At 72.2% G+C, this 13,309-nt stretch carries 13 protein-coding genes; 8 read left to right on the plus strand and 5 right to left on the minus strand.

The window, feature by feature from the left end; translation table 11 throughout:
* The 6 genes from ND748_RS14260 to ND748_RS14285 form a co-directional block, all read left to right on the plus strand.
* On the plus strand, positions 1 to 368 hold a 368-nt coding region (locus ND748_RS14260; RefSeq protein ID WP_251746291.1), incomplete at its 5' end, for a CdaR family transcriptional regulator.
* A gap of 215 nt (positions 369 to 583) precedes the next feature.
* The gene (locus tag ND748_RS14265; protein WP_251746292.1) at positions 584 to 1,609 is read left to right on the plus strand and encodes an ACP S-malonyltransferase; all 1,026 of its coding nucleotides are present in this window, start codon (positions 584 to 586) and stop codon (positions 1,607 to 1,609) included.
* Positions 1,606 to 2,553, plus strand: coding sequence for a beta-ketoacyl-ACP synthase III (locus tag ND748_RS14270; protein ID WP_251746293.1), 948 nt, complete (start codon positions 1,606 to 1,608; stop codon positions 2,551 to 2,553). Before ND748_RS14265 ends, ND748_RS14270 begins: the two co-directional genes overlap by 4 nt.
* A gap of 178 nt (positions 2,554 to 2,731) precedes the next feature.
* Positions 2,732 to 2,977, plus strand: a complete 246-nt coding sequence (locus ND748_RS14275; RefSeq protein WP_009742445.1) for an acyl carrier protein — start codon at positions 2,732 to 2,734, stop codon at positions 2,975 to 2,977.
* Positions 2,974 to 4,200, plus strand: a complete 1,227-nt coding sequence (gene fabF / locus ND748_RS14280; RefSeq protein WP_251746294.1) for a beta-ketoacyl-ACP synthase II — start codon at positions 2,974 to 2,976, stop codon at positions 4,198 to 4,200. The genes ND748_RS14275 and fabF overlap by 4 nt, the downstream gene beginning before the upstream one ends.
* 393 nt (positions 4,201 to 4,593) lie before the next feature.
* Positions 4,594 to 5,997 (plus strand): carboxyl transferase domain-containing protein, encoded by a 1,404-nt coding sequence (locus ND748_RS14285; protein WP_251746295.1) that lies wholly within the window; start codon positions 4,594 to 4,596, stop codon positions 5,995 to 5,997.
* Positions 5,998 to 6,098: 101 nt separating this feature from the next.
* Here ND748_RS14285 and ND748_RS14290 read toward each other — a convergent pair whose 3' ends face one another.
* Complete coding sequence (locus ND748_RS14290; RefSeq protein ID WP_251746296.1) at positions 6,099 to 6,572, minus strand: DUF222 domain-containing protein; 474 nt, start codon at positions 6,570 to 6,572, stop codon at positions 6,099 to 6,101.
* A gap of 207 nt (positions 6,573 to 6,779) precedes the next feature.
* Here ND748_RS14290 and ND748_RS14295 point away from each other — a divergent pair, with 207 nt between their 5' ends.
* Positions 6,780 to 8,120, plus strand: coding sequence for an MFS transporter (locus ND748_RS14295; RefSeq protein ID WP_251746297.1), 1,341 nt, complete (start codon positions 6,780 to 6,782; stop codon positions 8,118 to 8,120).
* Positions 8,121 to 8,245: 125 nt separating this feature from the next.
* Here ND748_RS14295 and ND748_RS14300 read toward each other — a convergent pair whose 3' ends face one another.
* Together ND748_RS14300 and ND748_RS14305 are read right to left on the minus strand one after the other, a co-directional pair.
* Entirely contained in the window at positions 8,246 to 10,753 is a 2,508-nt protein-coding gene (locus ND748_RS14300) for an AAA family ATPase (RefSeq protein WP_251746298.1), read from the minus strand.
* A 2-nt stretch (positions 10,754 to 10,755) separates the two neighbouring features.
* Positions 10,756 to 11,409: a hypothetical protein gene (locus ND748_RS14305; RefSeq protein ID WP_251746299.1), complete on the minus strand. Its 654-nt coding sequence runs from the start codon at positions 11,407 to 11,409 to the stop codon at positions 10,756 to 10,758.
* 709 nt (positions 11,410 to 12,118) lie between these two features.
* Here ND748_RS14305 and ND748_RS14310 point away from each other — a divergent pair.
* On the plus strand, positions 12,119 to 12,541 hold the full coding sequence (locus ND748_RS14310) for a hypothetical protein (protein ID WP_251746302.1): 423 nt from the start codon (positions 12,119 to 12,121) through the stop codon (positions 12,539 to 12,541).
* On the opposite strand, the gene ND748_RS14315 is transcribed toward ND748_RS14310, so the two are convergent.
* A complete protein-coding gene (locus ND748_RS14315) occupies positions 12,505 to 12,948 on the minus strand; it encodes a DUF6457 domain-containing protein (protein ID WP_251746300.1) in 444 nt (147 codons plus the stop codon). The genes ND748_RS14310 and ND748_RS14315 overlap by 37 nt on opposite strands.
* Before the next feature lie 2 nt (positions 12,949 to 12,950).
* Positions 12,951 to 13,309 (minus strand): molybdenum cofactor guanylyltransferase (locus ND748_RS14320; RefSeq protein WP_251746301.1); only part of this gene is annotated, 359 nt, incomplete at its 5' end.

The following is a 13,309-nucleotide window of genomic DNA, read 5'->3' on the forward strand; positions in this document are numbered from 1 at the left end:
CCGCGACCGACGTCGTCGCCGCCTGGCCGGCCGCGCCCCGGCCGGTTCAGGCCCGGGCGCTGCTGCCGGAGCTGGCGCTGGCCGGGGATGCCGACGCTCGACGAACGCTCGTCGAGGAGGTCTACCTGCCGCTGCGGGACGCGGGCACGCCGTTGTTGGAGACCGCCGGGGCGTATCTCGACTTCGGTTCGTCGCTGGAGGCCACAGCCCGGGCCCTTTACCTCCACACCAACACGGTCCGTTACCGGCTGCGGAAGGCCGCGGAGGTCTGTGGTCTCGACCCGGCGGATCACCGGGAGCGATTCATCCTGCATGTTGCGCTCGTCCTGGGACGCCTCGACGGTGCGTTACCTACAGGGAGAACATGATCGGAGCATCGCTCCGGAGTCGTCTTACCCCCGTGCGAGAACGGTCACATCAGGCCACTCTGCTGGCCTGTCACGCGAATCCGCCCCGATGTCCGCAGCAGGAACGAATTTCCGGTGAAGGCAGATCGGTTTGTAGACCATCTACAACGCCCGGTCGGGACATCGGTGAGTGGCCGCCAGCGACAAGTAGTCCCCGCGAAGGGTTAGGTAGTTACGTGCTCGCGATCCTCGCACCCGGCCAGGGTGCACAGACCCCCGGACAGCTCCGCGCCTGGCGCGGTCTCCCCGGGGCGGAGGAAAGGCTGCGCTGGTGGTCGGCCGCGGCCGGCATCGATCTGCTGGAGGTCGGGTGCGAGGCGCCCGCCGAGACGATCCGGGACACGGCGATCGCCCAGCCGCTCATCGTCGCCAGCGGTCTCGTCGCCGCCGAACAGCTCGGCCTGCCGGTCGCCGCCCCAGTCGCCACCACCTCGCTCGTCCTGGCGGGCCACAGCGTCGGCGAGATCACCGCCGCGGTCCTCACCGGCATCCTCTCGGCCGAGGAGGCTCTGATCCTCGTGGCCCTGCGCGGCCGCGCGATGGCCGAGGCGTCCGCACGGACCGAGACCGGGATGACGGCGCTGCTCGGCGGGGAGCCGGAGGCGGTGACCGCCCGGCTGGCCGAGCTCGGCCTGACCGCGGCCAACCGCAACGGCGCCGGCCAGATCGTCGCTGCTGGCACGACAGAGGACCTCGCCCGGCTCGCGGCCGAACCGCCCGCGGGCGTCCGGCTGCGACCGCTGTCCGTCGCCGGTGCCTTCCACACCCACCACATGTCCTCGGCCCGCGACGCGCTCGACGCCGTCGCCGGCGGCATCCGGCCGGCCGCGGCCCGGGTGGCGACCCTGTCCAACGCCGACGGCTCGATCGTCACGGACCCGGCTGATCTCCTCTCCCGACTCGTCGCCCAGGTCGCCGCGCCAGTGCGGTGGGACCTGTGCCTGGCGACGCTGCGGGAGCTTGGTGTGACCGCGGTCATCGAGCTGCCGCCGGCTGGCACCCTGGCCGGAATCGCCCGCCGCGAGCTGCCCGGCGTGAAGATCCTTGCCGTGAAGAGCCCGGACGACCTGCCCGCCGCGCGCGAGCTGATCGCCGAACACGTCGGCACCGACCACCTCGGCCAGGCGCCGGCGAGCCCAGCGCCGCGGACGCCGCCGGACCTACCGGCGCCCGACGCGACCCTCGTCGGGGTGCGGGCATGAGCGCCGTGGGCGGAGCCCGCATGCTCGGGCTCGGCGTCTACCGCCCGGCGCGGCTCGTCACCAACGACGAGATCGCCCAGCGGGTGGAGACCTCGGACGCCTGGATCCAGAGCCGCACGGGCATTGCCACCCGCCGGATCGCCGACGACGAGGAGACGACTGTCGCCATGGGCGCGGCCGCCGCGGAGAAGGCGCTCGCGGCCGCCGGCCTGACGGCGGACACCATCGACCTCGTCATCGGCGCGACCTGCACCTCGCCCTCGCAGATCCCCGGCGCCGGGCCGCAGATCGCCCACCGCATCGGGGCCACTCATGCCGGCGCGTTCGACATCAACGGCGCCTGCGCCGGTTTCAGCTACGCGGTGTCGACGGCCGCCGACATGGTGCGGGCCGGCAGCGTGCGCAACGTCCTCGTCGTCGCCACGGAGCGGCTGTCGGACTACACCGACTGGGATGACCGCAGCACCTGCATCCTGCTCGCCGACGGCGCCGGGGCGACCGTGATCGGCCCGGCCGAGACCGACGAGATCGGCCCGGCGGTCTGGGGCCACGACGGCTCCCGGCCGGAGGTGATTCGCGTCCCCGGCTACGGGGACAACCTGTTCCGCATGGAGGGCCAGGCGGTCTTCCGCTGGGCGATCTCCCTGGTGCCGACCGTGCGGCAGATTTGCGAGCGGGCCGGCGTGGCGCCCGACGAGCTCGCGGGTATCGTTCCGCATCAGGCCAACCTGCGGATCGTCGAGGCACTCGCGACGGGCATCGGTGCCACGAACGCCGCCGTCGCTCGCGACGTCGTCGACTCGGGCAACACCTCCGCCGCGAGCATTCCGCTTGGGCTCGCTCGCCTGCTCGACACCGGCGAGATCCGCCGGGGCGACCCGGTGCTGCTGTTCGGTTTCGGCGCCGGCCTGACCTACTGCGGGCAGGTCGTGCGATGCCCGTGACCCTGATCGACCTCTCGGCGCGGATGCCCGCCCGCCGCGCCGCGTCCCTGGCGGTCCGATGACCGGGTCCGCCACACCCCTGTCCCAGGTACCAGCACCCCGGCGCATGCCCGCGACGATCGCCTGATCGCGCGTAGCCATCGCCGCCACCAGCCCAGATCCCACAGGAGGAACCACCGTGTCCCAGGACATTCTCGCCGGTCTCGCCGTCATCCTCGAAGAGGTCGCCGGTGTCGACCCCGCGGACGTCACCCCCGAGAAGACCTTCATCGACGACCTGGATGTGGACTCGCTGTCCATGGTCGAGGTGGTCGTCGCCGCGGAGGAGAAGTTCTCCGTGAAGATCCCGGACGACGACGTGAAGTCCCTCAAGACCGTCGGCGACGCGGTCTCGTACATCCAGCGGGCTGGTGTGGCGGCGTGACCACAACCCCAAGGCAGGTCGTCGTCACCGGCCTCGGGGCAACCACTCCCCTCGGTGGCGATGTCGCCTCGACGTGGGAGGGTCTGCTCGCGGGCCGCTCCGGCGCCCGGCGGCTCACCGAGGATTGGATCGAGCAACTTCCGGTCCAGATCGGCGCACCACTCGCGGTGGAACTCCCGCTGGGCCGGGTCGAGGCACGCACCCTCGACCGCAGCCAGCAGATGGCGCTGGTCGCCGCCCGCGAGGCGTGGGCCGACGCGGGCTCGCCCGACGTCGACCAGGAGCGCCTCGCGGCCTGCGTGGCCTCCGGGATCGGCGGCGTGATCACCCTTCTCACCCAGCACGACGTGCTGCGGGAGAAGGGTGCCCGGCGGGTCTCGCCGCACGTGGTGCCCATGCTCATGCCCAACGGCCCGGCGAGCACGGTCGGCCTGGAGTTCAAGGCAAAGGCGGGCGTGCACGCCCCGGTCAGCGCCTGTGCGTCCGGCTCGGAGGCCATCGCCCTCGGGCTGGACATCATCCGGGCCGGTCGGGCGGACGTCGTCATCGCCGGCGGGACCGAGGCCGCGATCGCGGCCCTGCCGATAGCCGGTTTCGCGCAGATGCAGGCCCTGTCCCGCCGCAACGACACGCCGGAGACGGCGTCCCGCCCGTTCGACAAGGCGCGGGACGGCTTCGTACTCGGCGAGGGCGCGGCGATCCTGGTCCTGGAGGCCGCCGAACACGCCGCCGCCCGCGGCGCGCGGATCCACGGCACGCTGGCGGGCGCTGGGATCAGCTCGGACGCCTACCACATCGCCGCCCCGGATCCCACCGGTGCGGGCGCCGCGCGGGCCGTTCGTGCCGCGTTGCGCTCGGCGTCGCTGGCGCCCACCGACATCATCCACATCAACGCCCACGCCACGTCGACGCCGTCGGGTGACGTGGCCGAGGCGGTGGCCCTGCGCTCCGCGCTGGGCAACCACATCGACGAGGTCGCGGTGACGTCGACCAAGTCGATGACCGGTCACCTGCTCGGGGCGGCCGGCGCGGTGGAGGCGATAGCCAGCCTCCTGGCCCTGCGCGAGCGGATCGTCCCGGCGACCCGCAACCTCGACGCGCTCGACGACGAGATCGCGCTCGATGTCGTGAGCATCGACAACCGCAAGATCGGCACGGGCGCGGCCCTGTCGAACTCGTTCGGCTTCGGCGGCCACGACGTCTGTCTGGCCTTCACGGTCTGACGGCCCCGCCGCGGGGACGGCCCACGCCGCTCCGCATCGGCCGGACACCCAGCCGTCACCGTCGGAGCGCCGGCGGAGCCGCATGCCGTGCCCAGCCGGGCACGGATCCGGATCCGCCGGCCACAGCGACGGCGGTGATGCACCACCCGAGTGCCCACCCGGCTCAGCACCACCCCTGCTCAACTGCCGAGTGCCGCACCAGATCCGCCCATCGCAGTCACCTAGATGTCGCCGTGACGCCGGCCGCCCCACCGCTGCCACGGCACCGCCCGCCGGTGCGGCGGGCGCCCATGGTCGCCGGACCGAGTGTCTCGCGGGTACCGGCGCGTACCCCAGGTGGTCGCGCGTCGGCCGATGAACCGGTTCGACGCCGTTCAGGCAAGGAGACGCACGGTGAGTCTGTCCACGATCGACCGAGTTGACCCACGCACACCCGAGGCCCGGCTTGGCCGGTTCTTCGACGCCGACACAGTGTCCCTGTTCGCAGCCGGCGACACATCCGGGGTCGTCGCCGGCCAGGGCCTCGTCGACGGGAACGAAGTCGTCGCATTCGCCACCGACCCGACCGTACAGGGTGGTGCGATGGGGCGCGACGGCTGCGCCCGCATCGTCCATGCCATCGAGTCCGCCGTCCGGCTCGGCTGCCCGGTCGTCGGCATCTGGCACTCCGGCGGCGCCCGGCTCCAGGAGGGCGTCGCCTCGCTCGACGGCGTCGGACGGATCTTCGCCGCAACCGTCCGGGCCTCCGGCCGCGTACCTCAGCTCTCGCTCGTGCTCGGCGCGGCGGCGGGCGGCGCTGCCTACGGCCCTGCGCTGACCGACATCGTCATCATGGGTCCCGAGGCGAAGGTCTTCGTCACCGGTCCGGACGTGGTGCGATCGGTGACGGGCGAGGACTGCACCGCCGCCAGCCTCGGCGGCCCGGAGATGCACTCCAAGCGCAGCGGGGTCGTGCATGTGACCTGCGACTCCGAGGACGAGGCGATCGAGCGGACCCGCGCGCTCGCGGTGCTGCTCGCCGACCAGCGCGACATCGGCCAGGTCGCCGGGCGCGAGCTCGCCGAGCTGCTGCCCGAGAACCCGCGGCGGGCCTATGACGTGCGGCCGCTGGTGAACGCCGTGCTGGACGGCGAGGGCATCGAGCTGCACCCGAAGTGGGCCCGCAACATCGTGACCTCGCTCGGCCGGCTCGGTGGCCGCACCGTCGGGGTGGTCGCGAACAACCCGCTGCGCCGCGGCGGCTGCCTCGACGCCACCTCCGCCGAAAAGGCGGCGCGCTTCGTGCGCATGTGCGACTCGTTCGGCGTGCCGCTGATCGTCCTGGTCGACGTGCCCGGGTACCTGCCGGGCGTGGGGCAGGAGTGGGAGGGCGTCGTCCGCCGTGGGGCGAAGCTGCTCTACGCCTTCGCCGAGTGCACCGTGCCCCGGGTCACCGTCGTGACGCGTAAGGCCTACGGCGGCGCGTACATCGCGATGAACGCCAGCTCGCTCGGCGCGACGGCCGTGTTCGCGTGGCCGACGGCGCAGGTCGCCGTCATGGGCGCGGAGGCCGCCGTCGGCATCCTGCACCGGCGCAAGCTGGCCGACGTGCCGGCCCAGCGCCGACCGGACGTGCTGGCGGAGCTCACCGAGGAGCACATTCGCACCGTCGGCGGCATCGACCGGGCCGTCGAGCTGGGTGTGGTCGACGCCGTCGTCACCCCGGCCGCGACCCGAGGCGCCGTCGCCTCCGCGCTGGCCAACGCGCTCGCCGACGCCCGTGCGGACAAGAGCGTCCACGGCAACATCCCGCTGTAGGGCCACCGGTACCCTCGGCCCCCCCTGACCCGGGGTCCGAGCCGGCGACCTCGCCACCCCCGACCGTCCCCCCGGGCGCCTGCGCCGCCCGAGCGTGGCGCTCATCCGTCCGCCAGCTGCATCCAGGTGCGCACGACGTTGCTCATCTGCCGCGGGTTCATCCACAGGGCGGCGCGGGCGAAGATCGGGTCCGCCCGCAGGGCGACCTCGCGCCGCTGCGGTTCGGCGGCGGGCGCGATCGCCCGCATGTGCTCGAAGCTCAGGGTGCCGGCGCGAGAGGCCGCGCCGGAGGCCGGCAGTGCCTCGACGGCACGCGCGACCGCCAGTGCCGTGGCCGTGGTGGGATGCACCAGCCGGCATTCCCGACGCAGCCAGGCCGCGGCCGACCGCGCACCGTCGAGCCGCCACAGCCCGCGCCGATCGAACTCGGCCAGCAGCCGGATCCACAGCGCGTCGGTGGCGTCGACCAACCGACGGACATCGACGACCAGCAGGGCCACCTCCACATCGGGCAGCTCGCGCGCGTCGACGGCGACGACCCCGCCCAGCAACGCCTCGACATCAATCACGATCACCAACCCCTCCCGCACCGATGCGCCGCACCGGACTTCGGCGGAACTCCGCCTGCCCCACGACACATCAATCGAACATCTGTTCGCATAGTAGATCGGGCCGCGGCGAAAGCCAACCGCCGGCTCGGCTCCGTCACCATCGGGCAAGATGGTTACCTGCTGCGAAATAACGATCTGCCGCCAGGCGTTGATGCGCTTGGAGGTGTGTGCATGTCCCTGCAGGTCGACAGTCCCGGCCGGCCCCCGGCAACGAAGCCGGACCGGCCGGACCCCGGTACCCATGCCACGGGCGGAACAGCCGCGGTGGCCGCACCGCATGGCGGCACCTTTGCCGCCTTGCAGATACCGAACTTCCGCCGTTTCCTCGCCGGGCAGGTCGTCTCGCTGTGCGGGACCTGGATGCAGACCATCGCCCTGGGCTGGCTGGTGCTCTCCTTGGGCGCCTCGGGAACCACCCTCGGCCTGGTGACGGCCGCGCAGTTCCTGCCGGTGCTGCTCTTCGGTCCCTACGGCGGCCTCATCGCGGACCGGACCAACCGGCGGCATCTGCTGATGATGACGCAGGTCGGCTCCGGGCTCGCCGCGCTGGCCCTGGGCGCACTTGATCTGACGGGCACCGCCCGGCTGTGGATGATCGCGGTGGCCGCAGCGCTCATCGGCCTGTGCAACGCGGTCGACAACCCGGCCCGGCAAAGCTTCGTGCAGGAGATGGTCGGTTCCGACCACCTGCCGAACGCGATCACCCTGAACTCGGTGACGGTGAACGCGGCCCGCATCGTCGGACCGGCCATCGCGGGCGTCGTCATCCTGGCCGTCGGCACGGCCGGGTGCTTCCTGTTCAACGCGGCGTCGTTCGGCGCGGTGCTGCTCGCCCTGCACCGCATGGACACCTCGGCGCTGCACGAGAGGCCGCCGGTGCACCGGGCACCGGGGCAGCTACGGGCCGGTTTCGCCTACGTCCGACGCACTCCGGTGCTGCGGATTCCGCTGATCATGATGCTGGTCATCGGCGCGCTGTCGTACGAGTTCCAGGTGGTGCTGCCGCTGGTGGCACGGGAGACCTTCGGCGGCAACGCGGAGACCTACAGCATGATGACCTCCGCCATGGGGGCCGGCGCGGTCATCGGTGGCCTGCTGGTGGCCCGCCGCCGCCGCATCGGCGTCCGGCCGCTCGCGGTGATTGCCGGGGCCTTCGGCATCGCGTTCCTTCTCGCCGCGGCCGCGCCCTCCATCGAGTTGGAGCTGGCCGCGCTCGTGCTGGTGGGCGGGACGAGCGTCGCGTTCATCTCGACGGGGAACGCAACCGTGCAGCTCTCCGCGGACCCGGCCATGCGCGGGCGGGTGATGGCGCTGTGGTCGGTGGCGTTCCTCGGCACGACCCCGTTCGGCGGCCCGATCGCCGGCTGGGTCGCGCAGACCTTCGGCCCGCGCGCCGGCCTGCTACTCGCCGCCGGCGCGGCCCTCGCCGCGGCCGTGTTCGCCTTCGCCGCACTGCGCCCCACCCCGACTGCCTACGCCCCGCCCCGACTGCCCGCACCCAGCCCCGACTGACGGCGGCCAGCCCCGACCCGGGCTGGGCGGAGGCGATCGCCACGTGCTTCTCGGCGGCCACTCGACCCAGGTGAGGCGGTAGCAGCTGCCGAGGGCCAACCCCGTTCGCCCGGCCCCGACCGGCATCAGTCCCCAGCGGTGGGCGCCTCGGCGGACTTGCTCGCCGCCGCGCGGCCGAGTTCGGGCAACTTGTGCAGCTCCCGGGTCTGGCCACGATGCGCCCGCACGGCGTCGGAGTGGTAGCGCTCGGCGACGTTGAGGAAGTCCGGTTCGTGGTAGCGACGGCCGTCGACGGTGGGCCCCGTGCGGCCTTCCATGATGGCTTCCACGTCCTCGCCGGTGATCGTCTTGTGGGTCTCCAGGGCGTGGGTCAGGGCAAGGATCTCCCGGCGGTTCGCGCCCAGCACCGCCTCGGTGCGCTCGTAGAGCTCGCGCAGCTTGACCTCGACCTGCTCGCCGAAGGGCCGGTCGGCGTCGATGGAGGCGTTGCCCATCTGCTGTTCGAGCATGGACAGCCGGGAGGCCAGGGTCTCCCCCATCGCCGCCGAGGAGATGAAGTTGGCGACGAGCAGGGTGGCGCTGCGCAGGTCACCGCCGACCCCGACGGTGTTGTCCCCCTCGAAGAACATCCGCTCCCCGGCGAGCGAGGCCAGCGAGACCATCACCTGGATCTCGATCTCGGACTTCCACATGAACATCCGGTCCTCGACGGCGACGTGGGCCACGAAGCCGCCGACGCCGCCGCGCCGCTCGATGGTCGCCAGGTCGATCACGCGACCGCGCTGCATCCGGTAGGCGACGACGGCATGGCACGCCTCGTGCAGGGCGATGCTGTGCCGCTCCCGATCGATGTGCTCGTGGTCGTCGGCAAGGCCATACTCCTTGATCACCCTGGCCCGGAGAATGTCCTGCCAGGTAATCACCTCGCGGCCGTCCTTGACCGCCTGCACCAGCGCCTCGTTGACGGTGTCCTTGATGGTCGCGCCGGTGGACTCCGGGCTCATGATGGCAAGCCGGTCGATCTGTTCCTTGGTGAGCTCATGGCGCACCCTCGCGAGGTACCCCTCGAAGGTGCGGATACGGCCTTCCTTGCTCGGATAGCCGACTTTGTACTGACGGTCGATGCGGCCGGGGCGCAGCAGCGCCTCGTCCAGCGACTGCGGCATGTTCGTCGCCATCATCACCAGGATGCGGTACTTCGGCGGCGGCTTCGGACGCATGCCGAGCGTGCGGCGCACCACCCGGTTGAGGAAGCCACGCGGCTTCTTCAACCCCGACATCTCGGTAAGCAGCGCCTGCAGGGTGCCGTCGAACCCGCCGCCACCGCCGCCCATCACGAACTGCTCACGCGCCTGCTCCCGAGTGATCTCCGAGCGGGCGGCGGAGCTGAGGTAGGACAGGCCGTTGCACAGATCGCGCGACCCGCCATCGCCCCGCGCGCCGAACGGGTCGGCGAAGTGGCCCGCCGGGCCCGATCCGGCCGGGCCCGACGCCATCCGGGACGCCCCGGCCGCGGGCGCGCCCTGACGGGCGAGCCACGATCGCGCCCCACTGCCCATCCCACCGAAACCGCCGTTCAGCGCGCCGCGGCTGCCCAGCGTGTCGGCCTCGTCGAAGAAGACGATCACGCCGCCGTAGCGCAGCGAGAGCTTGCGCAGCTTGCGGAACAGCGACTTCACCTTGAGGATGCCGACGCCCATGAACATCGCCGAGAAGGCGCCCGGGTCGACGAACACGAAGGGCTTGCCGGTCTCGCCGGCCACCGCCTCCGCGAGGAGCGTCTTGCCGGTGCCGGGCGGCCCCCACAGCAGGATGCCGCCGGGCACGTGCCCGCCGCGGCTCTCGATCTCCTCGGGCCGTTCCAGGTAGAAGACGTTCTCCTTGACCCGGCTGACGACGTGGTCCTGGCCCCACACGTCGGCGAAGCGGGTGGTGATGTCCTCCGGGAAGTAGGTGTCGACGCCGCCCTTGGACAGGAACCAGAACATGACGACGAACTGGCCGACGACGAGGACCATCAGCAGGACGATCTGCAGGACGAACGGGATGGCCTTCCACAGGTCACCCGGCACCTGCACGAGGGCGTCGAAGACCGAGGTGTGGGACAGCCGGGCGTAGACGAACAGGGCGAGGGCGAGAGCCACGATCCACTTCGCCGCGCGGCTGAGCCGGTACCGGTTCCAGTCGTTGAGCCGCAGCATCCGGCGTTCCGCCCGACCGAAGACCCGGTCGGTCCAGAACACGTGGTAAGCCGACCACCGCTCGGCGATGAGCATGTGGACCTGGTGGAGCACCTCGAGTCCGACCAGGACGAGCACCCAGGCGCTCTTCCTGGCCTGGATCCGGAACGCGTCGGCCCAGGTCATCAGCGGATCGCCGGAGACATCCGCGGCCACCACGAACAGGAACACGGCGCCGAGCAGGATCAGGAACTTCACCCGGTCCCACAGCGGGAGTCCCCGGCGGCGCGGCTTCCCGTCGCCCTCGGCCGCCGGCTCCGGCTGCTCCGTCACGGTGGACGCCGTCGACCCGCCGAGCGGCCCAGAGCCGTCCGGGCCAGGGCCGTTCGGGCCAGAACCGACCGTGCCGGACCCGTCCGTGCGGATTCCGTCTGCGTGGTCCATCACGCCCATCTCTACTGCCCTCGGTCCGTCGGCTCGATCGTGAAGGACTTGGCCACATCGCCGATCTGGTCTGCGTGTTGCGCGTAGCACAGCGACGAACACGCGAGGATGAGCTGGTAGAGAACCGTCTGCCCATTGTCGAGCAGACTTGTCTGGTCGATGGTGACCAGGCCGGCGTCGGTCTGCACCTGGTAGACGAGGTGCACGCCGTGAACGCCGTCCTTCTTGTGCACCACCTGGTCCGCCAGCAGCAGGAAGTCGGGGGTCAGGCGGGCGCCGTAGGGGTCCTGACGGACGGCCTTCTCCTGGGCGGCCACCGCGTCGTCCACCGACAGGACGAAGTTGCGCAGGTCGTTGGTCGACACCGCGTTCGCCTCCTCCGGCAGCAGGTGGCGAACCTGCGCGAACCCCTTGGGCAGGGTGGCGTCCGGGACGAGCAGGCGCGAGTCGTCGAATCGCCGGGCCGCGTCGAGCCCCATGACCCATTCCCGCGACATCAGCCCCTGCAGCATCTCGGGACTGACGTTGCGGGCATCGATACCGAACAGGGCCGGGCCGGGCATCTCCTGGTGATTCCACCCGTTCGGAACCCGGAGAAACGCGCCGTCCTTCTTGTTCGTCACATATTCGTAACTCGGCGAGCCGCAGCCGCCGACCAAAAGCACCGCCGCCGCTACCGTGAGCAGTAGCAGGGTGCCTGGAAGGGACTTTCGGCGCGGACGGGTCGTCCGACGTCGAGCCGCCACGGCAAACCTCCCGCCTCGCAAGGTCGAACGCATGGTGCGGCGCCGGGCCATGGGTCCATATCGCTTTCTCCGAAAAGTGTGGCCCAGAAGCCGCCCGACGTGCGCAACCTTCACCAAAAAGGGTGAGGCCACATACCCTCCGCTGTCAGGCGTCGACCGGCGACGCAGCCGCCACCTGCAACCGCGCCACCTGCCCATGGAGGGCTCGCGAGCGCCGGCCCGACGCCCCGCGGCCGAACTTTCGGGCGGTCAGAATCACCGTCCCGTGCCGGCCCGGTCGTCGACCCGGGTGTCACCCTGGGCACGACGAAACGATGCCGCACGGTCGCGTCGGGCCGGCCAGGTCCACGTTGGATACCCGGAAGCCCCCGGCCGAATCGGTGGGACGCGGCCCGCGTTCCCTCTCACCCACACCGGACCTCACCCATCGGGACCGGACCTCACCCATCGGGATGAGCGTGCCGGTCGCCTTCCCGCCCGGAGCCGACTCCACGCCCCGCCGGCCCCCACCGACCACATGAGGACACGGCGGCCACGCGAAGACACGGCGGCCACTTGGAGACACGGCGGCCACGCGGGGACACGGCGGCCGCAGGGGACCTCGCCGGCCGTGGGGCACACTGTCGGTATGGCGCACTATCGGCGTGGTCGAAAGGTTCCCGCGCTTCGTCCCACCCGACGCCACCTCGTCGGCGGGCTGACGGTGGTCGCGGTGTTCGCCCTGGTGGGGCTGACGGCGTGGAAACCGATCGCGGCCGTGCCCGCGCTGGCGGCGATCATCGTGCTCGGCGTGATCGACTGGGCCGTCGTGACGGCCGCGCCCGGTGCGGCCGACCTGCCCTCCGGCCCGGCCGCCTTCACCGGCGACGAGCCCGAGTGGGCCGACGACCTCGACACCCCCACCCAGGTGCTGCCCCGGTTGACCTTCGGCTACGCCCGGGCGACCAGCGGCGGCGAGCAGTACGAGGAGCCTGACCAGGACGCGGTGCGCACCATGGCGATCGACATGCGCGGCTACCTCGACGAGGCGGGCCCCGGCCGGATGGGCTGAGCGGCCTCGGCCGTCCGCAGGTCGAGCAGACCGAGCACGGCGACCGTCGCCGCCCGGACCGCCACCGCCGCGTCGGTGCCGCCGACGACGGCGTCTCGACCGGCCGCGAGACCCACCAGGAACGCGGTCAGCGGCGCCGCCGGGCGCGCGACCCCGTGGGCGACCTCCCGGGTGAGATCGAGCAACGCGGCCACGTCGACGCCCGCCAACTCCACGCCGAGCTCGGCGCCGACCTGCGCGAACCATCGATCCAGAACATCGCCGCCGCCACCGGGCCGCGGCGTGTCTCCGGGCGGCAGGACGTCTCCGGGCCGTGGCGTGTCTCCGGGCCGTGGGGTGTGGGCGGGCAGCGGGGTGTCTCCGGGCAGCGGGGTGTCTCCGGGCCGTGGCGTGTGGGCGGAGGTCATCGTCACATCGTGCCCGGCCGGGCCCGGCCGGCCCAGCGTCGGGCACGGGCCACGTCGGCGGGCGCGTCACAGTCCAGACAGGCGAGGGCGTCCGCGCGTACGGACGTCACCACCTGGTCGGTGAACAGACCCCGCACCGGCCGCCCGACCGGGTCGGCGGGCAGCGCGGCACGCAGCCTCGCGGTGTGCCAGACGGCGGCAAGGTACTGGCGCCGCCCGCCGGGGTCGACCAGGACGGCGGCGTGCGCCGTCGGCTCCTCGGCGCCGCGGTGCAGCAGTTCGATCTCCCGGCCGGTAAGGAACGGCAGGTCGGCCGCGAGAACGGCGACGAACGGGGTGGCGACCGCGGCCAGCCCCGCGG

It is taken from the genome of Frankia sp. AiPs1, assembly GCF_023716945.1.
GTDB lineage: Bacteria > Actinomycetota > Actinomycetes > Frankiales > Frankiaceae > Frankia.